The organism is Aeromonas sp. MR19 (assembly GCF_963899305.1).
In the GTDB taxonomy this organism is placed as follows: domain Bacteria; phylum Pseudomonadota; class Gammaproteobacteria; order Enterobacterales; family Aeromonadaceae; genus Aeromonas; species Aeromonas bestiarum.
The window spans coordinates 237,164-257,850 of sequence record NZ_CAWQWZ010000032.1 but is presented as its reverse complement, the minus strand read 5'-3'; the positions used below and the strand labels follow the sequence as shown (position 1 = coordinate 257,850).

The 20,687-nt window shown below is 61.0% G+C and carries 23 protein-coding genes; 5 read left to right on the top strand and 18 right to left on the bottom strand.

Annotated features, from left to right (window positions below):
* Window positions 1–8: 8 nt before the first annotated feature.
* Together AACQ95_RS15680 and AACQ95_RS15675 are read right to left on the bottom strand one after the other, a co-directional pair.
* Complete coding sequence (locus tag AACQ95_RS15680) at window positions 9–446, bottom strand: YqaA family protein (RefSeq protein ID WP_241278989.1); 438 nt, start codon at window positions 444–446, stop codon at window positions 9–11.
* Window positions 443–1,432: an NADP-dependent oxidoreductase gene (locus tag AACQ95_RS15675; protein WP_241278988.1), complete on the bottom strand. Its 990-nt coding sequence runs from the start codon at window positions 1,430–1,432 to the stop codon at window positions 443–445. The genes AACQ95_RS15680 and AACQ95_RS15675 overlap by 4 nt, the downstream gene beginning before the upstream one ends.
* Window positions 1,433–1,476: 44 nt before the next feature.
* On the opposite strand from AACQ95_RS15675, the gene AACQ95_RS15670 reads away from it, so the two are divergent.
* On the top strand, window positions 1,477–1,644 hold the full coding sequence (locus tag AACQ95_RS15670) for a hypothetical protein (RefSeq protein WP_005308905.1): 168 nt from the start codon (window positions 1,477–1,479) through the stop codon (window positions 1,642–1,644).
* Window positions 1,645–1,693: 49 nt separating this feature from the next.
* Here the strand turns inward: AACQ95_RS15670 and AACQ95_RS15665 are convergent, their stop codons facing one another.
* Window positions 1,694–2,692: a Preprotein translocase subunit SecY gene (locus tag AACQ95_RS15665; protein WP_241278987.1), complete on the bottom strand. Its 999-nt coding sequence runs from the start codon at window positions 2,690–2,692 to the stop codon at window positions 1,694–1,696.
* A gap of 345 nt (window positions 2,693–3,037) precedes the next feature.
* Between AACQ95_RS15665 and AACQ95_RS15660 the strand changes: the two genes are divergently transcribed.
* On the top strand, window positions 3,038–3,361 hold the full coding sequence (locus tag AACQ95_RS15660; protein ID WP_241278986.1) for a hypothetical protein: 324 nt from the start codon (window positions 3,038–3,040) through the stop codon (window positions 3,359–3,361).
* 53 nt (window positions 3,362–3,414) lie between these two features.
* Here the strand turns inward: AACQ95_RS15660 and AACQ95_RS15655 are convergent, their stop codons facing one another.
* From AACQ95_RS15655 to rpsF, 4 genes are all read right to left on the bottom strand, one after another.
* A complete protein-coding gene (locus AACQ95_RS15655) occupies window positions 3,415–4,158 on the bottom strand; it encodes a ferredoxin--NADP reductase (protein ID WP_241278985.1) in 744 nt (247 codons plus the stop codon).
* A 100-nt stretch (window positions 4,159–4,258) separates the two neighbouring features.
* On the bottom strand, window positions 4,259–4,705 hold the full coding sequence (gene rplI, locus AACQ95_RS15650; RefSeq protein WP_043135484.1) for a 50S ribosomal protein L9: 447 nt from the start codon (window positions 4,703–4,705) through the stop codon (window positions 4,259–4,261).
* A 49-nt stretch (window positions 4,706–4,754) separates the two neighbouring features.
* Window positions 4,755–4,985, bottom strand: coding sequence for a 30S ribosomal protein S18 (rpsR, locus tag AACQ95_RS15645; protein WP_005313392.1), 231 nt, complete (start codon window positions 4,983–4,985; stop codon window positions 4,755–4,757).
* A 30-nt stretch (window positions 4,986–5,015) separates the two neighbouring features.
* The gene (gene rpsF, locus AACQ95_RS15640; protein WP_005313395.1) at window positions 5,016–5,405 is read right to left on the bottom strand and encodes a 30S ribosomal protein S6; all 390 of its coding nucleotides are present in this window, start codon (window positions 5,403–5,405) and stop codon (window positions 5,016–5,018) included.
* 237 nt (window positions 5,406–5,642) lie between these two features.
* On the opposite strand from rpsF, the gene AACQ95_RS15635 reads away from it, so the two are divergent.
* A complete protein-coding gene (locus AACQ95_RS15635; RefSeq protein WP_241278984.1) occupies window positions 5,643–6,866 on the top strand; it encodes an Nramp family divalent metal transporter in 1,224 nt (407 codons plus the stop codon).
* A gap of 110 nt (window positions 6,867–6,976) precedes the next feature.
* Window positions 6,977–7,825 (top strand): hypothetical protein, encoded by an 849-nt coding sequence (locus tag AACQ95_RS15630; protein ID WP_241278983.1) that lies wholly within the window; start codon window positions 6,977–6,979, stop codon window positions 7,823–7,825.
* A 45-nt stretch (window positions 7,826–7,870) separates the two neighbouring features.
* Here AACQ95_RS15630 and AACQ95_RS15625 read toward each other — a convergent pair whose 3' ends face one another.
* The 6 genes from AACQ95_RS15625 to rnr form a co-directional block, all read right to left on the bottom strand.
* Entirely contained in the window at window positions 7,871–8,707 is an 837-nt protein-coding gene (locus AACQ95_RS15625) for an EamA family transporter (RefSeq protein ID WP_241278982.1), read from the bottom strand.
* 128 nt (window positions 8,708–8,835) lie between these two features.
* The gene (locus AACQ95_RS15620) at window positions 8,836–9,696 is read right to left on the bottom strand and encodes a DMT family transporter (RefSeq protein ID WP_241278981.1); all 861 of its coding nucleotides are present in this window, start codon (window positions 9,694–9,696) and stop codon (window positions 8,836–8,838) included.
* Between the two features lie 217 nt (window positions 9,697–9,913).
* On the bottom strand, window positions 9,914–10,363 hold the full coding sequence (locus tag AACQ95_RS15615) for a GNAT family N-acetyltransferase (RefSeq protein ID WP_098980768.1): 450 nt from the start codon (window positions 10,361–10,363) through the stop codon (window positions 9,914–9,916).
* 57 nt (window positions 10,364–10,420) lie between these two features.
* A complete protein-coding gene (locus AACQ95_RS15610; RefSeq protein ID WP_241278980.1) occupies window positions 10,421–10,987 on the bottom strand; it encodes a Crp/Fnr family transcriptional regulator in 567 nt (188 codons plus the stop codon).
* A 10-nt stretch (window positions 10,988–10,997) separates the two neighbouring features.
* The gene (rlmB, locus tag AACQ95_RS15605; protein ID WP_241278979.1) at window positions 10,998–11,747 is read right to left on the bottom strand and encodes a 23S rRNA (guanosine(2251)-2'-O)-methyltransferase RlmB; all 750 of its coding nucleotides are present in this window, start codon (window positions 11,745–11,747) and stop codon (window positions 10,998–11,000) included.
* Entirely contained in the window at window positions 11,744–14,137 is a 2,394-nt protein-coding gene (rnr, locus tag AACQ95_RS15600; RefSeq protein WP_098980771.1) for a ribonuclease R, read from the bottom strand. The genes rlmB and rnr overlap by 4 nt, the downstream gene beginning before the upstream one ends.
* Before the next feature lie 134 nt (window positions 14,138–14,271).
* Between rnr and AACQ95_RS15595 the strand changes: the two genes are divergently transcribed.
* Window positions 14,272–15,294 carry a GGDEF domain-containing protein gene (locus AACQ95_RS15595; protein WP_181003604.1) on the top strand — a complete coding sequence of 341 codons (1,023 nt, stop codon included), beginning with the start codon at window positions 14,272–14,274 and terminating at the stop codon, window positions 15,292–15,294.
* 62 nt (window positions 15,295–15,356) lie between these two features.
* Here the strand turns inward: AACQ95_RS15595 and luxS are convergent, their stop codons facing one another.
* The 5 genes from luxS to AACQ95_RS15570 all read right to left on the bottom strand — a co-directional run bounded on the left by luxS (window position 15,357) and on the right by AACQ95_RS15570 (window position 20,680).
* Window positions 15,357–15,866: an S-ribosylhomocysteine lyase gene (gene luxS, locus AACQ95_RS15590; protein WP_241278978.1), complete on the bottom strand. Its 510-nt coding sequence runs from the start codon at window positions 15,864–15,866 to the stop codon at window positions 15,357–15,359.
* Between the two features lie 18 nt (window positions 15,867–15,884).
* Window positions 15,885–16,478, bottom strand: coding sequence for a transglycosylase SLT domain-containing protein (locus AACQ95_RS15585; RefSeq protein ID WP_276203889.1), 594 nt, complete (start codon window positions 16,476–16,478; stop codon window positions 15,885–15,887).
* Between the two features lie 61 nt (window positions 16,479–16,539).
* Window positions 16,540–16,878 (bottom strand): nitrogen regulatory protein P-II, encoded by a 339-nt coding sequence (glnB, locus tag AACQ95_RS15580; protein WP_005308848.1) that lies wholly within the window; start codon window positions 16,876–16,878, stop codon window positions 16,540–16,542.
* A 9-nt stretch (window positions 16,879–16,887) separates the two neighbouring features.
* Window positions 16,888–18,510, bottom strand: coding sequence for an NAD+ synthase (locus tag AACQ95_RS15575; protein WP_103471594.1), 1,623 nt, complete (start codon window positions 18,508–18,510; stop codon window positions 16,888–16,890).
* Window positions 18,511–18,583: 73 nt separating this feature from the next.
* Window positions 18,584–20,680: a type IV pilus modification PilV family protein gene (locus AACQ95_RS15570; RefSeq protein ID WP_241278977.1), complete on the bottom strand. Its 2,097-nt coding sequence runs from the start codon at window positions 20,678–20,680 to the stop codon at window positions 18,584–18,586.
* Window positions 20,681–20,687 lie beyond the last annotated feature (7 nt).

Sequence of the window (20,687 nt, the reverse complement as noted above, 5' to 3'; positions counted from 1 at the left end):
GAAAAGGGCTAGAAAATGTGACTGGCCAACAGAAAAACCAGGGCATAACGCAATAATTTGCCGAGCCCGATCAGGATGAGAGAGCGCCAGAAGGAGAGACGCAGCCAACCGGCCAGCAGACAGAGGCCATCACCGACCACTGGCGTCCAGGCCAGCAGCAGACACCAGTGACCATGTTGTTTGAGCCAGCCGAGGGCTTTTTGTTCCCCACGGCCTTGAAAATCTTCCGGTTTTTTCTTGAAGGTGGCGAACCAGCCGAGCCACCAGGTGGTCATGGAGCCCAGAGTATTGCCAAGCGTCGCCCACAGCAGCAGGCTGGTCATGCTCCACTCGCCCTTGGTCGCCATGGCCCCCAGCAGCACTTCCGAACTGCCGGGCAGCAGGGTGGCGGAGGTGAAGGCGCTCAGAAACAGCCAGCCCAGCCCCATCTCGGCAATGCCAGTCATCCGGGCAGGCCATCGGCGGCAGGCATGCGCAGCACCAGCTTGCCACGCACATGGCCCTGTTCGATGGCCTGATGGGCCAGCGCCCCCTCGGCCAGGGCAAACTCGCCACCGACCGTGATGTGTACATCCCCCTGGCGCAGCAGGATCAGCATCTGGGCCAGCTGTTTGCTGTCGGGGTGCACCAGCATGCCGAGCACCTCAATGCCGGCATCGGCCGCCGCATCCTTGATCTGCTGGGCCGTGATGGTCGGCACAGTCACCAGACGACCACCGGACTTGACGCAAGCCAGCGCCGCCTTGCCGCTCTCACCGCCCACCAGATCCAGCACCAGATCGACCTGACCACCCAGGGCCAGGATCTGCGCGACCCAGTCAGGGTCGTGGTAATCCACAAGATGACCGGCCCCCAGGCCATGGAGAAAACCGTGATTGTCACGACTGGCCGTGGCGACCACCTCGGCGCCGTAAGCGCTGGCAAACTGCACCGCCAGATGGCCAACGCCGCCGGCACCGGCCAGGATCAGCACCCGCTGACCAGCCTTGAGGGCACCATGTTCAAACAGCCCCTGCCAGGCGGTGAGACCGGCCAGCGGCAGGGCGGCGCCCTGCTTGAGGCTGATGCCATCTAGCTTGACCAGCGCCTCTGCACTCACCACTGTGCTGTCGGCATAGGCGCCGCCCGCCAGCGGAAAGCCCACCATGCCGCACACTTGATCTCCCTCTGCCAGCGAGGTCACGCCTGGGCCCACCTTCTCAATCACGCCAGCCACATCATAACCCGGCGTCCAGGGCAGCTTGTCCTTGTTCTGGGCCGCCGCCCAGCCAAGGCCAGCCCGAGTCTTGGCATCGATGGGATTGACTCCCGCAAAGCAGATGCGCACCCGGACTTCCCCCTCGGCGGGCACCTTGCCCTGCGAAGGGTTGAGCTTGAGTACCGAGGGGTCGCCGAATGCGGTAATCTGTAGCTGCGTCATTGCACAATCCATCCTGTTGACTGATCAAGGGTCAACAGAATAACAGCGAGGACACCATGGCTCGAATGTTTCTTATTCCTCTGTTGCTGGCCCTGGGGTGGTGGGCGTTTCTGCTCTACTTCCGCATCCCGCTCAAACAGGGGGCCAAGGGGTTTTACTGGATCATCGGCATAGGTGGGGGGCTGGCCGCCTTCCTCAGCCTGATGATGGTGCTGACTCACTAGCGCCGCACGCACGCGGCAATAAAAAGGCCACCTCTAGGTGGCCAGATCATCAACCCGCTTGCGCGCTGAGGTGGTAGTGGCGATTGCTGCCCTGCCCCAGCACCCCCTGGGCCAGCAGATGCTGGAATACCCTGTCTACCTCTTCCAGCGACAGCGACAACGCCTCGGCTACCCCGCGCTTGCTGCACTTGAGCTCGCCACTCTCCAGCACGGAGCGCACCTGGGCCACCACGGCGGGCTCGGGTTCCGACTTGCTCACCACAGGGGGCACAGTGATCGCAGCCTCCGCCTGCCGCGCCGCGGCCTGCTCCCGCGCCTGCTGCCACAGCCAGATGCGGCGAAAGCGGTTCTCCTTGCCGATCAGGCTGACGAAGAAGGCGCCAAACACATCCAGCAGCACCGAGAGGAAGCAGACCAGCAGAAACTGCACCTGGCTGATGCTCATGCCCACCCCGTCCGCCAGACTGCTCATCAGCCCCAGCATGGAGGACTGCTCGTTGAGCGGCTTGGCGTCCCGCTCCTGGCGCAACTCATCCTGCTTCAACCTGAGCTTGGTGTTGGCCTGCTGCAAGCCGCTGACGCCGCTGGAGATACGCGCCATCTCTATGTACTTGCGGGCCGCCTCCTCGTTGAGCTGGATCTGCCGCTCTATGCTGGCGATCTGCTCGTCGAAGCGGGCCAGCTCCCGCTCGTGGCGCGCCTGCTGGCTCAAGATGGTGTTGGTGGCACTGTTGATGCCGCCGATGCTGCCGCCGATGGAGATGGCGGCCAGCACGCTGTAGAACAGCAGCGACCAGAAGGCGCCGCCGAGATCGCGGCGCGCCTTGCACTCGCCGTACTCGTACCAGACGTAGAACTTGCCCAGTTCGAAGATGATGGCCAGACCGCCGAACAGCCACTTCATCAGGGGGTTGTCGTCGATGGAGAGAAACAGCAACAGGGAGAAGACGATGGAGGCCAGAATGGCCAACCCGGTAAAACTGTACACCGTGGTCAGAGCGAACCACCCCTTGGGGTAGCGCAATATGGCGGAAGCCTGTGTATTCATGATGAAGTGGGGATACTGTGCAGGAAAAGTTGGCTGCCGATTATAGTCCCCCCATCGACAGAATGAAGGCTAATCGTTTGAATTCAATCAGATACTTCCCTGGATGGACAGGCTGCGACCAGATTGGGCAAATAGCCGCCACCGGCATGATGACGGCTCGAACCCAAGCGGCCATCCTCGACGCAATGACAAGCTGGCCCGTCGCACCGAAGAAGTGGCGCAGCCCCCCTGGCAAGGTGAGGTGCCAAGCCGCAAAGCCGGCGCAGCCACAATGATGGTTGGTTCCGTTCAGGTTAAGCCTGCACCTTCTAGACTGATAGCAATCACCCTGAATCCGAGGTCATCATGAATAAAACCGCCCTGCTGCTCTCCCTCCTGCTGGTCCATGGCGTGGCCTTTGCGGCGCCGCCCTCCAAAAACAACGATGGCGTCAAGCTCTCCACCGACGACATCAAGCTGGACATCAACTGGGATCAGAAAGAGTACGACTGGTGGCAGAACAACTGCCTGGATCTCGGCATAGGCGACAGCCGGATCCAGCTCAACTGCGACAAGGTGGATGGCAAGTATCGCGATCACTACAACCGCAGCATCCACAGCGGCAACAATCCGGGTCAGGGCCACAACAAGCAGAAGGGCAACGGGAATGGGAACGGCAAGAAGAACTAGCCGAAACCACAGCAGACAGCACACAGGGGCCCATGGCCCCTGTGTGCATTGAACTACCAGTAATTCTCCGCACTGATGTTGCCCGGCGCCCGCCGCAGGTTCTTGGCCAGCCCCAATGCCAGCAAGGTCTGTTGCGTCTCCTTCACCATGGCCGGATTGCCACAGATCAGCACCTGGCTCAGCTCGGGTGAAAATACGAGCCCGACTCGCTCCTGCAGTCGCCCGTCGGCGATGGCCGCCGGGATCCGCCCTTCCATCGCATCGGGCCAGGCCTCGCGGCTGACGAAGGGCACGTAGCGAAAACGCTCGCCGTGGCGCTCGGAAAAACCATCGATCAGTGCTCGGTAGCTCAGCTCCTCCCCCTTGCGTACCCCGTGCACCAGCACCAGGTTCTCGAAGCGCTCGAACGCCTCGCCGTCCGCCAGCATGGAGAGGAAGGGGCCTATGGCGGTACCTGTGGAGAGCAGCCAGAGATCGCGGCCGGACGGGAGCTCATCCAGGGTCAGAAAGCCGGTCGCCTGGGATTGCACCAGCAGAGTGTCGCCCGCTTGCAGGGAACCGAGGGAAGGAGTCAGCTCACCGCCCTGGATCTCGACGAAGTAAAACTCGTGGTAAGGCGCAGAGGGGGGATTGACGAAAGAGTAGGCCCGCTGGATGCGGCGCTCACCCTGCTCGAGGGCCAGCTTGGTAAATTGACCTGCCTTGTAGGGGACGAGTTCGGCCTCCACACGCAGGGAAAACAGGGTGGGGGTCCATTCGATGCGCTCGATGACCCTACCTTCGACCCAGGCTGCCATAAGGATCTCCTCCAGAGGAACAGAACCTCACTTTACCCTTTGATCCCAAAATAAAAAACCCGCGCAAGTGCGCGGGTTTTTCTACAAAAGCGAAACGCTATTACAGGGCAACAACCTGAACTTGTACGGTTGCTTTGACGTCAGCGTGCAGCTGAACAACAACTTCGTACTCGCCGGTGTTACGCAGAACGTTGCCCATGCGGACCTCGCTCTTGGCAACAGCAACGCCGGCAGCAGTGATGGCTTCAGCCACGTCACGGGTACCGATGGAACCGAACAGCTTGCCTTCGTCGCCAGATTTGGAGGCGATGACAACAGCAGCCAGTTCACCCAGCTTGGCAGCGCGCTCTTCAGCGGCAGCTTTACCGGCAGCCAGTTTGGCTTCCAGTTCAGCACGGCGAGCATCGAAAGTCTCGATGTTGGCCTTGGTAGCCATAACGGCTTTGCCTTGCGGGATCAGATAGTTACGGGCGTAGCCAGCTTTAACAGCGACTTGATCACCCAGACCGCCCAGTTTGGCGATTTTGTCGAGCAGGATAACTTGCATTACCTTTCCTCTATAAAAGTTGAGTTAGGCTTAAGTGCCGGGCCGATTCTTACTTGTTGTGCAGATCGGTGTACGGCAGCAGAGCCAGGTAACGAGCACGCTTGATGGCGCGTGCCAGCTGACGCTGATACTTGGCGCGGGTACCGGTGATACGGCTCGGTACGATCTTGCCAGATTCAGTGACGTAGTTTTTCAGAGTAACGATATCTTTGTAGTCGATCTCGGTAACGTTCTCGGCAGTGAAGCGGCAGAACTTACGACGACGGAAATAACGTGCCATGGCCTTTATCCTCTATTCAGTGATCCAGAATTACTCTTCGGAAGACGCTGCTTCAACAGTATCTTCGCGGCGCTCGTCGTCACGACGGACGAAGCGCTCTTCCTTGGCCTTGGCCATCGGAGAAACTTCAGTCACGGCGTGCTTGGTGCGCATGATCATGTTGCGGATAACGGCATCGTTGAAACGGAAGTTGGTTTCCAGTTCATCGATAACGGCTTGCTCTGCTTCCACGTTCATCAGAACGTAGTGAGCTTTGTGCAGCTTGTCGATCGGGTAAGCCAGTTGACGACGGCCCCAATCTTCCATGCGATGGATAGTACCACCCGCGGTGGTGATAGCGCCGGTGTAACGCTCGATCATGCCGGGTACTTGCTCGCTCTGGTCCGGATGAACCATGAAGACGATTTCGTAATGACGCATTTTAGCTCCTTACGGATTAATTCAGCCTCCGCCCAGGTGCAGCCAGACCTCGGAGGCAAGGAACGTATGGTGTGTTTAGACACTGCTTTCTAGGGCGGCGTATTGTACGAAATCACATCCCTCACTGCAACTGGCCGCCACAGATGTTTTTATCTATGGGTATGATACAAAACATCAATTGATAATAATTATCATTTAGATCTATTCTATCTCCATAATCTTATGGAGGGTGATTCCATGCAACCCGCGCTGACCACGGCCATCCCGGCCCGCAAATTCAAACTGACCCTGCTTGGCCCCGCCTTTATCGCCGCCATCGGCTATATAGATCCGGGCAACTTCGCCACCAATATCCAGGCCGGCTCCACCTTCGGCTATCAGCTGCTGTGGGTGGTGGTCTGGGCGAATCTGATGGCCATGCTGGTGCAGACCCTCTCCGCCAAGCTCGGCATAGTCACCGGCAAGAACCTGGCGGAGCACATCCGCGATCGGCTGCCCAAACCGGCGGTCTGGGCCTACTGGGTACAGGCGGAGATCATCGCCATGGCCACGGATCTTGCCGAGTTCATCGGTGCGGCCGTGGGCTTCAAGCTGCTGCTCGGCGTCACCCTGCTGGAAGGCGCCGGCATCACGGCCGTGGTCACCTGGGGCATTCTGATGCTGCAATCCCGCGGTCAGAAGCCGCTGGAGTTCGTGGTTGGCGGCCTCTTGCTGTTCGTGGCGGCGGCCTATATCGTCGAGCTGGTGTTCTCCCGCCCCCACCTGCCCAGCCTGCTGGAAGGCGCCCTCTTCCCGGGTCTGCCCAACAGCGACGCCGTCTATCTGGCCGCTGGCGTACTCGGTGCGACCGTCATGCCTCACGTCATCTACCTGCACTCGGCGCTGACCCAGCACACTCAGGATCAGGGCACAGTGCCTCAGCGACTGCACACCACCCGGGTGGACGTAGCGATCGCCATGACCATAGCCGGCTTCGTCAACCTGGCCATGATGGCCATGGCGGCCGCCGCCTTCCACGGCGCCGGCAACCAGCCCGTGGCCGAACTCGAAACCGCCTACCAGACGCTCACTCCCTTGCTCGGGCAGGCTGCCGCCACCCTGTTCGGCCTGTCACTGGTGGCCTCCGGTATCTCCTCCACGGTGGTGGGTACACTCGCCGGTCAGGTGGTGATGCAAGGCTTCGTGCGCTTCACCATACCGCTCTGGCTGCGCCGCGCCATCACCATGGCCCCCGCCTTCGTGGTGATCGCCATGGGGCTCAACACCACCGAAATATTGGTGCTGAGCCAGGTGGTGCTGAGCTTCGGTATCGCGCTGGCGCTCATTCCGCTGCTGATCCTGACCGGCGATAAGGCGCTGATGGGCGAGTATCGCAACCACCCGGTGACCCAGGCAGTCGGCCGCCTCATAGTCGCGCTGGTGATCGGGCTCAACGCCTACCTGCTGGTTGCCATGATCTAGCGCTCACAACCCGCTATTCAGGCCGGCTCATTAACCTGGGTTAATGAGCCGGCCTGCACTTTGGCGTATGCTGCGGCTCTCTCTTCCTCTTCGATTCGCAGGAGCCATCCATGGAACATACCCGAGCCAGCTTCGTGCTGGGCCACCATCATGAACAGGCCAGCGTGCTCTTCTGCCAGAGCGGCGACACCAGCCTGCTGGTCACCGACCTCACCCCTTTCCACCCCCAGAGCCACCTCTGGCCCGATCAGCCAGGCGATGTGGGCACGGTTTGCTGGGATGGCGGCGATGCCAGCGTGGGCCCCTGCCGCACGGGTGCCATCAGCCCAGAGGGCGAACTGTTCGTGGACACAGAGATTCCGGTCAAGCGTGGCGCCGAAGGCTGGGCTTTCGTGGTGGTGCATCCCCTGGCAGGCCGGCACTCTCTGGCGGTGGGCTCACGGGTTGAACTGAAGGTGGATGCCGCAGCCCGCCACGCCCTGAACCTGGGCCACAGCGGCTGCCATCTGGCGGCGCTGGCCCTCAACCGGGTGCTGGTTCCCTACTGGCGCAAAGAGGTGAGCGAGCGCGACGCGCTGGATCAGCCCGACTTTGACCGCCTCGCCATCCAGACCTCGCGGGTCGAGCCCATGGGTTCCCAGGAGCAGTACCGCATCGGCAAGAGCCTGCGCAAGAAGGGGGTCAACAGCGAGGCGCTGCTGGCGGATCTGCCGCAGATAGAAGAGAGGATCAACCAGCAGCTGGCAGACTGGCTGGCGGCCGGTGGCGAGATCCGCCGCAGCCGGGCCGGCGAGGCCATCATAGATTCGCGCTACTGGCACTGCATGCTTGAAGGTAAAGAGGTCACCATCCCCTGCGGCGGCACCCATGTCGGCAACCTGGCCGAACTGGGCCAGGTTCGGGTGCAGCTCGCCCCCTGCGAGGAGGGCTTCACCCTGACGACCCGGGTCACTCCCTGAGCCAACCGTCAGGCCGGGGCTATCCCGGCCTGACGTCGTCACCAATCAGCCGAGGCGGATCAGCAAGATACCGCAGAGGATCACCAGCGCGGCCCACAGCCGTACCCGCCCCAGCTTCTCCCCCAGCCAGCACCAGGAGAGCAGCACGGCAAACAGCACGCTGCTCTCGCGCAGCGCCGCCACCAGTCCGATGGGCGCCAGGGTCATGGCCCAGATGACGATGCCATAGGCAAGCAGTGACAGGGCGCCGCCGAGCGCACCGGTACGCCATGCCGCGAGATCGAGTGCGCGCCAGGCGGTGCGACTCTGCCAGCGCATCAGCAACGGCATCATCAGCGCAGTCAGGGCAAACAGCCAGAGGGTGTAGCGCACAGGCGCCCCGGCCGAGCGAGCGCCAGCGCCGTCGGAGAGGGTATAGGCTGCGGTGAACAGCGCCGTGATCAGCACGGCACGCAGGGCTGCAGGCGCCAGCCTGATACCGCCGCGCCAAGCCATCAGCAGCACCCCGCTCACCAGCACCAGGGCACCCGCTACCGCCAGCCCACCGGGCACCTCCCCCAGCAGCAGGGCCCCGAGCAAGAGGGTCACCAGGGGGGCACTGCCACGGGCCAGCGGATAGATCTGGCCGAACTCCCCCAGTCGATAGGCCCGACCGAGAAACAGGCAATAGCCGCAATGCAGCAGGATGGAGAGCGCCAGCCAGGGATATTCGGCTGCCACAGGCCAGCCCACCAAGGGCAGAAAGGGGGCGGCAAACAGCCCGGAGCAGAGGGAGACCAGCAAGACGCTGACGCGCCCCTCGGCCTGGCGCTTGGCCAGCGCATTCCAGAGGGCGTGCAGCAGCGCGGCCAGCAGGATGGCCGCAAAGAGGGTGGGTGTCACGATGGGGTTCCTGTCACTGAGAGCGGGACAGGCTAGCCTATTTTCGGTGCCACAACCGGGATCGGCTTCATAAGCTGCTCATATGACACACCGGCAAGCAGCCGGTTTGTCATATGGAGGAGAGCGCGCTAGCGCAGGCGACGCTGCCAATGGATGGCCAGCAGGATAAAGCCCACCCCGACCCAGAGGTTCCAGGCCGGGATCTCGCCAAACAGCCAGACCCCCAGCAGCACCACGAACATCAGGCCGGAATACTCGGTCGTCGCGATGCGGTTGGCCTCGACCTGCCGATAGGCATAGATGCAACTGGCATGGTAGAGCAGTTGCATCACGCCGCTGCCACCGATCAGCGCCAGCAGACGCCAGTCCACCGGCTGCCATTGATTCACCGCCAAGCCCGCCGTCAGCGGCAACGCCAGCAGATTGGCCCAGAACAGGGTCGCCACCACAGAGATACCCGCTGGCAGCTTGCGACCGGTCACATTGAACAGCGCCAGGGTGAAGGCGGTCATCAGGGCACCCAGCCCCGCCAGATGAAAATCCCCCGGCTTGAGCACGAACACGACCCCGAGCAGCCCCATGCCCCCCAGCAGCCAGACCCGGGAGTGGATCTTCTCCTTGAGCAGCCAGGCCGCCAGCGGCAGCGTGAGCAACGGGGAGACGTAGAAGATGGCGTTGGCCGTGGCCAGCGGCAGCTGGGTCAGGGCCAGCATCATGCCCCCCCCGCCGAGCAGGCAGAGGTGACCGCGCAGCAGGTGCCATTTCCAGGCACCCAGTCCCCAGGCCGCTCTCGGCACCCGCAGCATGAAAGGCAGCAACACCAGCAGGGTCAGCAGCTGGCGCAGGAACATGTATTGGAAGGGGCTGAAACCGGGGCCGATCAGTTTGACCAGCACATCGGAGAAGGCCTGGGCCAGATTGCCCAGCACCAGGGTGATGATGGCGAAGGTTTGCAGGTCCAGAGCGAACCGCTTGCGCAACAGCTCCATCAGCGACAGCCACTCGTGTGGCGAACGCAGATAAAATGGCTCAACGGCTCAATCGCTGAATCTTGTTCTGTATTAATGGGGTAAAAAACCATTTTTAAACCTATCCATCAACGGTTGCCGATTAATCACTCAGAGGGTACCCAGTAACATGGCGGCGAGCACCCGTTTTCTTTACTACCTCAAGACATAATAATTTCATTGTTATGCCTAAAAGATATTAAGAGGAGGTCATGCCGATGTGGGGAATGTCATCTTCCAGATAGGGCTCGCCCACGGCGGTGAAGCCATGGCGACCATAGAAACCCTGCAGGTGCGCCTGAGCGCCCAGATAGATGCTGACCCCGGGCCACAGTTGTTCGCATTCCAGCAGCGCCTGCTGCATCAACTGGTGACCCAGACCGTCGCCTCTGGCCTCGGGCGCCGTCACCACCCGACCGATCACCACCTGATTCGCCTTGGCGACGCCGGGCGCCATCAGTCTGGCGTAGGCCACCAGCACGCCATCCTGCCAGCCGAGCAGGTGCTGCACGTCGGGACGCTTGTCGACCCCGTCCAGATCGAGGAAGACACAGGTCTGCTCCACCACGAAGACGCGGGATCTCAGGGTGAGCAGTTCATACAGTTCGTTGACGTCGAGTTGTTCAAAAGACTTGAGGGACCAGTTCATGGGGATTCCTTGCTCATGATGAGAAGGGCAGCATAGCCAGCCAGCAAGGGGCTGGCATTAACCTTTGTTAAGATCCTTCAGCCGTTTGCGAATGCGGCTCAGGCTGATGGGGGTGATGCCCAGATAGGCGGCGATCTGGTGATCCGGCACCCTGGCATCCAGCTCGGGAAAACATTGCAGGAAGTGCTGATAACGGGCCTGGGGGCTCTCGGTCAGCAAGAGCAGCTCCTTCTCCTCCTTGATGCGCAGTTGCACCGCCAGCAGGTGGTGATACCAGGCGGACCAGCAAGGGAGCTGACGCAAGTCGCCGAGGTTGAAGAGTTGCAGCCGGCAGGGCTCCAGCGCCTCCACGCTGTAGCGGGCAGGTTCACCACTGAGCAGATGGTGGAAGTCGATAAACTCGTCCCCCTCCCAGTAGAACTCCTTGATGTACTCGCGGCCATCCGCCAGCACCACCTTGGCCCGCAGCAACCCCTTCTCCACCCTGACCAGCAGATCGGGCCTGTCACCTGCATGCCAGAGACAGGCGCGGGGGCTCAAGGTCAACGAGCGGGCAAAAGAGAGGAGGCGCGTGGCCTCCTGCTCATTCATGACCCGATCCCGGCTGAACGGGGGTCTGTCCATCCCGTTCGCCTCAGGCGCGACGCTGACGCACGGCTTCGAACAGGCAGACGCCCGTTGCCACCGAGACGTTGAGGCTGGAGACGGCCCCGGCCATGGGGATGCTCACCAGTTCATCGCAATGCTCGCGAGTCAGGCGGCGCATGCCCTTGCCTTCGGCGCCCATGACCAGAGCCATGGGGCCGGTCAGCTTGGCCTGATAGAGGTCGTGATCCGCCTCACCGGCGGTGCCGACCAGCCAGACGCCGCGCTCCTGCAACTCGCGCAGGCTGCGGGCCAGGTTGGTGACCTGGATGAGCGGCACCACTTCGGCGGCGCCACAGGCGACCTTGCGCACCACAGAGGTCAGGCCGCTGGCCTTGTCCCGCGGCACTATCACCGCATGGACCCCGGCCGCATCGGCGCTGCGCAGGCAGGCACCCAGGTTGTGCGGGTCAGTCACCCCGTCCAGCACCAGCAGGAAGGGGGCGGTCTCTTGCACCGCCAAGCCGTCCAGCAGGCTGGCCAGATCGTGCTCGGCCAGCTTGGGCGCCTCTATCACCTTGGCCATGATGCCCTGGTGATTGTTGCCCTCGGCTTTGTCATCGAGCGTCTTGCGGTTCACGCTCTGCACCTTGAGACCGAGGGATTCAAGCTCGGTCAGCAGGGGTTGCAGCCGGTCGTCATCCCGGCCCTTGAGGGCCCACACTTCGATGAAACGCTCCGGGGTGCGCTCAAGCAGCGCGGATACAGCGTGAATGCCGTAGATCAGTTCAGTACTCATTTCGTGCTCTTGACCTTATCACGAGCCTTTTTGCTCGGTCGTCTGTTGCTGGGCTTGGCGCGGCCACCCTTGTCGGATTTGCCGATCTCCTTGCCCTCTTTGCGTTTTTCGTGGCGCTGGGCGCTCTTGGCCTTCTCTTTCTTGATCTCGGCCTGCTTGCGCGCCATCTCTTTGGCGTTCTTGCCGGTGGCCTGGAGCGGCTCTTCCACCATCACGAAGTCGATCTTGCGATCGTCCAGGTTCACGCCCATCACCTTGACGCGAACCTTGTCGCCCAGACGGTAGCGACGGCGGAAGTTTTCGCCGATCAGCTGCATGTGCAGGGGATCAAACTGGTAGTAGTCGTTGGTGAGGGTGCTGACGTGCACCAGACCGTCGATGTGGATCTCCGCCAGACGGACGAAGAAACCAAAGCCGGTGACGCTGGCGATGACGCCGTCAAACTCGTCACCCACGTGGTCCAGCATGTACTCGCACTTGAGCCAGTCGGCCACGTCGCGGGTCGCATCGTCGGCTCGGCGCTCTGTCATGGAGCAGTGCTCGCCCATGGGATCCACTTCTTCCAGCTGGTAGTGGTAACCACCGCTCGGAGTCCATTTGTGGCGCAGATTGCCCTGCTGCTCCTTGGCCGTCTGGTACTTGATGGCGCGGTGCAGGATCAGGTCGGGGTAACGACGGATCGGCGAGGTGAAGTGGGCGTAGGACTTCAGGGCCAGACCGAAGTGACCTATGTTGTCGGCCTGATAGACGGCCTGACGCATGGAGCGCAGCAGCATGGTGGAGAGCAGCTCCGCATCCGGACGCCCTTCAAACTTGGCGGCCAGCTCGGCAAAGTCTTTCGGCTCGGGCTCGAGGCCACCCTTGAGCTCCAGACCCAGTTCGGCCAGGAAGTCACGGAAACCGGTCAGGCGCTCTTCGCCCGGACGGTCGTGCACCCGGAACAGGGCAAAGGCTTCGTTCTTCTCGATGTAACGGGCCGCGGCCACGTTCGCCTGGATCATGCACTCTTCGATGATCTTGTGGGCATCGTTGCGTACCAGCGGCACTATCTGGTCGATCTTGCGCTGGGCGTTGAAGATGAAGCGGGTCTCTTCGCTCTCGAATTCCACGGCGCCACGCTGGTGACGGGCGTGCTTGAGCGCCTTGTAGAGGTTGTTGAGCTCCTCGATGTGACCCACCAGCGGCTCGTACTGCTGACGCAGCTTGGGCTCGCCATCCAGGATCGCCGCCACCTTGCTGTAGGTCATGCGCGCGTGGGAGTTCATCACGGCTTCGTAGAACTTGTAACCGGACATGCGGCCGGCGGCTGAGATGGTCATCTCGCACACCATGCACAGACGGTCGACCTGCGGGTTCAGGGAGCAGAGGCCGTTGGAGAGTACCTCCGGCAGCATGGGCACCACGAACTCGGGGAAATAGACGGAGTTGCCGCGCTGATACGCTTCGGCATCCAGTGCAGTGCCGGGCTTCACATAGGAGGAGACATCCGCGATGGCCACCCACAGGCGCCAGCCGCCACCACGCTTGGCTTCACAGAAGACGGCGTCATCGAAATCACGGGCATCTTCCCCGTCTATGGTGACCAACGGCAGGGCACGCAGGTCGATACGACCCTCTTTGGCCTTCTCCGGTACCTGTTCGCCCAGACCGGCAACCTCCTTGGTCACCTCTTCCGGCCAGGTATGCGGGATGCCGTGGGTACGCAGGGCGATCTCTATCTCCATGCCCGGCGCCATGTTCTCGCCCAGCACGTCCAGCACGGTACCGACCGCGTTGATGCGGGAGGTGGCGCGCTGATTGATGCGCACCACTACCACCTGGCTCTGGCGGGCACCCTTGTTTTCTCCTTCGGGGATGATGATGTCCTGGCCGATGCGGCTGTCATCCGGCACCACGAAACCGACGCCGTTCTCGACGAAGTAACGGCCGACGATATCCGCCTCGCGGGACTTGAGCAGACGCACCAGACGCGCTTCCTGACGACCCTTGCGGTCAATCTCGGTCGGCTGCACCAGCACGTAGTCGCCATGCATCAGGCGCTGCATCTCGCGGTTGTTCAAATAGAGATCCGGTCCACCACCTTCCGGGCGCAGAAAACCGAAACCATCTTTGTGGCCGAGTACATACCCTTTCACCAGATTCAGACGATCCGGCAGGGCATAACATTGGTTGCGAGTGAACACGAGTTGCCCATCACGCTCCATGGCGCGCAGACGACGGCGCAAGGCTTCCAACGGCTCTTCGTCGGTCAGTTTGAGAGCCTTGGCCAGCTCTTCCCGGGACATGGGTTTTTCATGGCCCTTGATGAGCTCCAGCAGCATCTCGCGACTGGCGATGGGGTTTTCGTATTTTTCGGCCTCGCGTTGGAGGAAAGGATCTTTTTGAGACATAAGCAGGCCTTAGGGTAGGTAATAACGCAGACATTATATCGAAGGGGGGAGCTAATGGCATCCATCGGCTGCCTTTTGGCCAATCTCTCTGTCATACTATGCAAAGTTTGCAGGCATGATGAGACACGGAACTCATGAGCAAGGACTCGTTCGCCCAATCCGCCGCCTATCTGAAGCAGGCGGTTCCCCTGATGATCAAGTATCAAATTCCCACGACGCCGGATAATTACACCCTTTGGTATAACTATGTGGCCGCCAGCATGCCCGAGCTCAATCAGGCCATCGATCAGGCCATCAAGCTGCAGGGCACCTGCTCTCTCACCACCTGCGAACGGCTCTATCACCAGCATCTCGCCGCCGAGGACGAGCAGCAGATGGAGGCGATGAAGCTCACTCTGGCTGCCATGGCCAACGAGCTCGGCCATAGCATGCAGGATGCCATCTCCGACACCGGCATGTTCCAGGAGATGCTCGACAAGAGCTTCGATCGGCTGAGCCTCATCGACGATGAGGGACTGAGCCTGGAGGATACCATGGGTATCCTGCGGGATCTGGTACGCGAGTCGCGGGATGTTCGCATGTCGACCATGCATTTTCGCAATCAGCTCAGCAGCGCCGAGAAGGAGATCAAGGAGCTGCGTGAGGCGCTGAATGAGACTCGCAAGCTGGCCAACGAGGATGCCCTCACCTCCCTGCTCAACCGACGCGCCTTCGATCTGGAGATCGACGGCCTGATCCGCAGCAAGCGCCCCTTCTCTCTCATTTTGTCGGACATAGACCGCTTCAAGAACTTCAACGACGAATATGGCCATCTGCTGGGGGATCAGGTATTGCGCGCCTTCAGCAAACGGCTGCGGGAAACCTGCAAGGAGGGCATCACCGCCTACCGGCTCGGTGGCGAGGAGTTTGCCCTGCTGGTGCCCATGCGCAGCCTGGCCCTGAGCCGCCAGATGGCCGAGAGCCTGCGCCGGGCCATCGAGAAGATGTCCATTCTGGATCGCAAGTCAGGCCGCCGCATCGACCACATCACGGCTTCGTTCGGGGTGGGCGAGTACAATGGCCAGGAGACCGGCGATGCCCTGGTCGAACGTACCGACAAGCTGCTCTACAAGGCCAAGGAACTGGGCCGCAACCGGGTGATGCCGCTGCCATCCTGATCCTTCCAGACAACAAAAAGGCCGGTCAATGACCGGCCTTTTTCATGCTGGCGATACCAGGCTCAGAGGCTTTTCAGCTTCTCTTCCGGCAGGGCCAGCTCGTCGTTGTGGTTGACGCCGATGCCGCGCTCCAGCACGTGGCGGGCGATGGCGTGGGCCTCTTCCAGCGAGTGCATGCTGAAGGTGCCACACTGGTATTCGTTCAACTCCGGTATCTTGGCCTGATCCTGCACTGTCAGCACATCGGCCATGGCCGCTTGCCAGGCTGCGCCGACACGGGCCTCGTCCGGTGCGCCGATCAGGCTCATGTAGAAGCCGGTACGGCAACCCATGGGGGAGATGTCGATGATCTCCACCCCATTGCCGTTCAGGTGATCACGCATGAAACCGGCAAACAGGTGCTCGAGGGTGTGGATGCCGCGCTCGGAGAGGATCTCCTGGTTCGGCACGCAGAAACGCAGATCGAACACGGTAATGGTGTCCTTGTTCGGGGTCTGCATTGTCTTGGCCACGCGTACCGCAGGGGCTTCCATGCGGGTGTGGTCAACGGTAAAACTGTCCAATAACGGCATTTCTGACTCCTGATTTGGTTACCAGAACCAGCCCCCGCTGGAGAGCTGATCCTTGCATTGTCGATACTGGGCGCCGTAGCGCTGGGCGCGAGCCTCTACCTTGCGGGAGGTCTTCATCAACCACCCCTTGCTGCGGTAGCTGCCACGCCGGTAGCCACCCCACCCTTCGTGATAGTTGAGATACTGGCCATAGGCATCCCACTTGGAGGTGCCATTCAGCCGCTGGGCCTTGTTAGTGTACCAGCCCATGAAATCGATGGCGTCGGCAAAGTCGTCGCGACTGCTCCAGCCGTTGCCAGTTTCCCGCTGGTAATCGTCCCAGGTTTCGTCTTTCACCTGGGCATAACCATAAGCGGAGCTGGCCCGCCCGGTCGGGATGAAGAGGAAGTATCCCATCGGCGGCTGGGCATCGTGTACGAAGGAGGACTCCTGGTACATCATGGCCATCACCACCTGGATCGGCGTCCCCCACTTCTCGTTCATCTTGAGTGCCGCCTTGTGCCACTCGGGTTTCTCCCGAAAGATCTGGCACAGGTTCTCCGGCTGGGCCGGCGGCCGGGTACTGCAGGCGGTCAGGCCGGCCAGCAGGCCTGCCACCGCAGCGAGGCGCATCCATGACATCAACCGTGTTGCATCTTCGTTCTCTTGATCGTTACGAGGCACATGCATCACATCAAATCGCGTCTTCGTTCTCTTCGCCGGTACGAATGCGAATGACCCGTTCCACCTCGCAGACGAAAATCTTGCCGTCACCTATCTTGCCGGTGCGGGCTGTGTTCTGGATGGCTTCCAGGCAGGCATCGAGATCCTCGTCCTGCACCACCAGCTCCACCTTTACCTTCGGCAGGAAATCCACCATGTATTCGGCGCCGCGATAGAGCTCGGTGTGCCCTTTCTGGCGGCCGAAGCCTTTGACTTCGGATACCGTCATGCCGTTGATGCCGATCTCGGCCAGGGCCTCGCGCACATCGTCCAGCTTGAACGGTTTGATGATGGCTTCAATCTTCTTCATGGTGACTCCTTACCAGTTCTGTTTGCCAAACCCGGATGTGATGGGGTAACGGCGATCCTTACCAAAGTTGCGGGCCGTGATACGGGGCCCGACGGCGGCCTGACGGCGCTTGTATTCGTTGAGATCCACCAGCCGGATCACCTTGCGCACCACCGCCTCCTCGAATCCCTCTGCCACCAGATCGGCGACCGAGGCATCCTCTTCCACGTAGCGCTTGAGGATGGCATCCAGGATGTCGTAGGGGGGCAGGCTGTCCTGATCCACCTGGTCTGGCGCAAGCTCTGCCGAGGGGGGACGGTCGATGACCCGCTGCGGGATCACGTAATCGACCGAGTTGCGATATTCGCACAATTTGAAGACCAGCGTCTTGGGCACGTCCTTGAGCACGTCGAAACCGCCCGCCATGTCACCATACAGGGTGGCATAGCCCACGGCCATCTCGCTCTTGTTGCCCGTGGTCAGCACTATGCGCCGACGCTTGTTGGAGAGCGCCATCAAGAGCACGCCACGGCAGCGAGCCTGCAGGTTCTCTTCCGTGGTATCCCGGGCTGTGCCGGCAAACAGCGGCGCCAGCTGGGTCATGAAACCTTCGAACATGGGCTCGATGGAGATAATGTCGAACTCGACCCCCATCCGCTCGGCCTGCTCCTTGGCATCCTCCACACTCATCTGGGCTGTGTAGCGGAACGGCATCATCACAGCCTGCACCTTATCCGCCCCTATGGCATCGGCCGCTATGGCCAGGGTCAGGGCGGAATCGATGCCGCCGGAGAGACCCAGCACGGCCCCCTGGAAACCGTTCTTGGTGATGTAGTCACGCACCGCCAGCACCAGTGCCTGATAGGTCTCGGCCAAGGGGTCGAGCGACGCGGCAGGCTCACGTTCTTTCAGCGGCTGCCCGGCGGCAAAGCGCACCAGCGCCAGCTCTTCGGCAAACGGAGCCAATTTATGGGTCAGCTCGCCCCGACCATTGAACACCTTGGAACAACCGTCGAAGATCAGCTCGTCCTGGCCACACACCTGATTGAGATAGACCAGCGGCAAACCTGTCTGGTGGCAGCGGGTCGTCATCAGTTCATGGCGGATCCAGGGTTTCTCCTGATCGTAGGGCGAGGCGTTGATGGTGAGCAGCAGCTCAGCTCCCGCCGCCTTGGCGGCCAGCGCCGGGCCCGGTTGCCACAGATCTTCGCAGATGAGCAGTCCCAGCTGATGACCACGGAAGGGCACCACGCAGCTATCCGTGCCAGCGGTGAAGTAGCGCTTCTCGTCAAATACCCCGTAGTTGGGCAGATCCTGCTTGAAGTAACGGGCGATAAGCTTGCCCTGCTCATAGAGAGAGGCCGCATTATGGAGCGCAGCCCCCTCACGCCAGGGGTGACCCACCAGAATGGCACACTTGCCCTGCCAGGCCGCGATGCGAGCCAGAGCAGCGTCGACCCGGATCATCAGATCGGCACGCAACAGCAGATCTTCCGGCGGGTAGCCGGTCAGGGCCAGCTCGGAGCACACCAGCAGATCAGCACCTTGCTGCTCGGCCTGGGTGGCCGCAGCCAGCACCTTGTCACAGTTATCTTCGATGGCGCCTACCGTCAGATTCAACTGGGCAAGCATCAGAGAGAGGGCTTTTGCCATGGCGATGCATCTTAAAATCGAAAATGATGGGGAATGATAAAGAAAAGGCGCTGGCTGTGCCAGCGCCCAAGGCTCAAGGGGTGCAAGTCAGGTTGGCAGCGTTGGTGACGCCATTGTCCACCAGTAGGGAACAGGGCCCGCTCAACACCTGGTTGTTGGGCTGTGGCGTCATCTGCACGCTGAAAGAGGGCGGCTGCAGCATGTAGGTTGTGCTGCCCTGATTGGTGTAGGAAAGATTGATGGCCAGCGTCGCATTTTCCGGGGCCTCGCACAGATAGGCTGCGGGCTGGTTGTTCGCCTGCGGTTTGTCGATACGGCAGGTCGCCCCCGAGTTTGGCGTGCTGATGCTCAGGTTGTTGAAGGTGTTCTTGCTGCAGGCCTCTGGCGGGGCATTTTTACCATTACCCCGCGTCAAACACTCGATCCGCCCACCGACTTTGATGGTCGGTACCGTCTGCTGGCTTGCATCAATTTTCACCAGCATGTCGGCGCTCAATGCCAATGATTGATCCTGCGGGGAGATCAGGGAGGCGGTGATCCCCGAGTTCCCCTGATAGGCGGCGACCCGGATAATGACGTCCCGCAGTATCTGGCCGCTGTCTTTGGTCGATTTTTTCGCCGTCATGTAGCCGCGACTGTAACTGCCGAAATAGTAGTTATTGAGGTCCACCACGGTTTTCACCGCTTCATTGGTGACGGTCGCATAATCGGTGGCGCTGCCGGTCAACAGGGTCAGTGGTCCCATGGTCCACTCTGCCAGCATTGTCAGGTTGATATCCTGAAACGGTACCTTGGTCAGATAGTCAGTCGCGCTGGTGTCGATGCCAACCAGATAGACAGGGTCGAGCACGTCCACATAGATGCCGCGAGCGATGAGCTGCGCCGTGCCGGTACTGACTGTGATGCCTGTCGTGGTATCTCCCCCAGTCTCTGCATTGGAGGCCAGCCAGGCCGAAAAGTCGGTGATCGTCGGGAGCGTGGCGGAGGCGCCTTGCGTCCAGTTCAGGGTCGACTTCTGCCAGTCGATGTAAGTCTTGACCACGTACTTGATGTATTTCTGATAGCTGGCCTGATTGGCTGGCTTGGCCAGAAAATCGGCCGTGGTCACCACTACCTTGACCAGGTTCCAGTCTGGCAAGGGGCGATAGAAACCGTCCAGCCGGACAAAACGACAGGCGTCCACATATTTGCCACTGGTGACAGTGCTCAAGGCACTGTTGTAACGCACCCGGCTGGTGTTGAGCGGAGCATAGAAGTTAGTAAAGCTGGAGCCACTGCCATCGAAGTGATCCTTGCAGCAACTGGTACACAGCGTGGGCTGGCCATTGACGCTGCTGTCGAGCGTCCCGGTCGGCTTGCTCTGCATGGCACCGGCTTTCCAGTAAAGTTGCTTGCTCGCCGAACTGTAGACCTGCCCCGGCAAATAGGCGGTCAGGCTGGAGCCATAACTGCATGAGCAGGAGACTGAGGCCATGTCCTGCAACACCTGCTGGGTGTTGCCTCCGGCCTCAGGCTTGTAAGTCACGGTTTCAAACTGTACCAACTTGCCGACCTGACCGTCTTTGGACGTGACTGTGGGCAGAGGCTTGCTGGTCTCCTGCTTGTTGCCATCGCCCAGCTCAACCGAGATGACATCCGGGGCAACCCCAGGCGTATAGTTGACCTTGGGTCCCTGCCTTGCGGTGTTCAAGCCCCCATTCAGCTGATCTGTGCTCAAGGACTCTATCGGCGATACATTCCCGACAAGCTGCAGCGTATGGGATTGCCCTTCGCTATCCGACCAGCCGACATTGACTGCCACCGCCTTTCTCCCCGGATAGCTGAGGCGATAGCCGGCTGGCGCCGTGCCTTGCCAGGTTGAGCCATTCAGATACTGATTGGTCACGGTCCAGGCCAGAGAATAGGGTTCCCCCGACAGGGTAACGGCGGCGCTGGCCGAGGTGATCTGGTTGTAGGCCGTGAGCGGCGCCGTTGCCGTCATCACGCCATTGAAGTTGCGGAACTCATCGAGTTTTGACTCAGCCAGGCGCATCGCCGTCTCATAGCGACGGCCATCCTGCGAGACAGTCAGCGCCGACTTTGACATGGCGACCAGGCCGACAACCCCAACCCCCAGCACGACCAGCGTGATCAAAATCTCAAGCAGGCCAAATCCTTTTTGCCTATTCATCCTCATC

Excerpts from the sequence above, each read along its gene's own strand:
- AACQ95_RS15635 (WP_241278984.1), top strand. The coding sequence starts at position 5,643 with ATGCAACCCGCGCTGACCACGGCCATCCCGGCCCGCAAATTCAAACTG.
- AACQ95_RS15575 (WP_103471594.1), bottom strand. The coding sequence starts at position 18,510 with ATGGCAAAAGCCCTCTCTCTGATGCTTGCCCAGTTGAATCTGACGGTA.
- AACQ95_RS15665 (WP_241278987.1), bottom strand. The coding sequence starts at position 2,692 with ATGAATACACAGGCTTCCGCCATATTGCGCTACCCCAAGGGGTGGTTC.
- glnB (WP_005308848.1), bottom strand. The coding sequence starts at position 16,878 with ATGAAGAAGATTGAAGCCATCATCAAACCGTTCAAGCTGGACGATGTG.
- rlmB (WP_241278979.1), bottom strand. The coding sequence starts at position 11,747 with ATGAGTACTGAACTGATCTACGGCATTCACGCTGTATCCGCGCTGCTT.
- luxS (WP_241278978.1), bottom strand. The coding sequence starts at position 15,866 with ATGCCGTTATTGGACAGTTTTACCGTTGACCACACCCGCATGGAAGCC.
- AACQ95_RS15630 (WP_241278983.1), top strand. The coding sequence starts at position 6,977 with ATGGAACATACCCGAGCCAGCTTCGTGCTGGGCCACCATCATGAACAG.
- AACQ95_RS15610 (WP_241278980.1), bottom strand. The coding sequence starts at position 10,987 with ATGGACAGACCCCCGTTCAGCCGGGATCGGGTCATGAATGAGCAGGAG.
- AACQ95_RS15660 (WP_241278986.1), top strand. The coding sequence starts at position 3,038 with ATGAATAAAACCGCCCTGCTGCTCTCCCTCCTGCTGGTCCATGGCGTG.
- AACQ95_RS15620 (WP_241278981.1), bottom strand. The coding sequence starts at position 9,696 with ATGGAGCTGTTGCGCAAGCGGTTCGCTCTGGACCTGCAAACCTTCGCC.
- AACQ95_RS15680 (WP_241278989.1), bottom strand. The coding sequence starts at position 446 with ATGACTGGCATTGCCGAGATGGGGCTGGGCTGGCTGTTTCTGAGCGCC.
- AACQ95_RS15615 (WP_098980768.1), bottom strand. The coding sequence starts at position 10,363 with ATGAACTGGTCCCTCAAGTCTTTTGAACAACTCGACGTCAACGAACTG.
- AACQ95_RS15570 (WP_241278977.1), bottom strand. The coding sequence starts at position 20,680 with ATGAATAGGCAAAAAGGATTTGGCCTGCTTGAGATTTTGATCACGCTG.
- rpsR (WP_005313392.1), bottom strand. The coding sequence starts at position 4,985 with ATGGCACGTTATTTCCGTCGTCGTAAGTTCTGCCGCTTCACTGCCGAG.
- rnr (WP_098980771.1), bottom strand. The coding sequence starts at position 14,137 with ATGTCTCAAAAAGATCCTTTCCTCCAACGCGAGGCCGAAAAATACGAA.
- AACQ95_RS15595 (WP_181003604.1), top strand. The coding sequence starts at position 14,272 with ATGAGCAAGGACTCGTTCGCCCAATCCGCCGCCTATCTGAAGCAGGCG.
- AACQ95_RS15585 (WP_276203889.1), bottom strand. The coding sequence starts at position 16,478 with ATGCGCCTCGCTGCGGTGGCAGGCCTGCTGGCCGGCCTGACCGCCTGC.
- AACQ95_RS15655 (WP_241278985.1), bottom strand. The coding sequence starts at position 4,158 with ATGGCAGCCTGGGTCGAAGGTAGGGTCATCGAGCGCATCGAATGGACC.
- rplI (WP_043135484.1), bottom strand. The coding sequence starts at position 4,705 with ATGCAAGTTATCCTGCTCGACAAAATCGCCAAACTGGGCGGTCTGGGT.
- rpsF (WP_005313395.1), bottom strand. The coding sequence starts at position 5,405 with ATGCGTCATTACGAAATCGTCTTCATGGTTCATCCGGACCAGAGCGAG.
- AACQ95_RS15675 (WP_241278988.1), bottom strand. The coding sequence starts at position 1,432 with ATGGATTGTGCAATGACGCAGCTACAGATTACCGCATTCGGCGACCCC.
- AACQ95_RS15670 (WP_005308905.1), top strand. The coding sequence starts at position 1,477 with ATGGCTCGAATGTTTCTTATTCCTCTGTTGCTGGCCCTGGGGTGGTGG.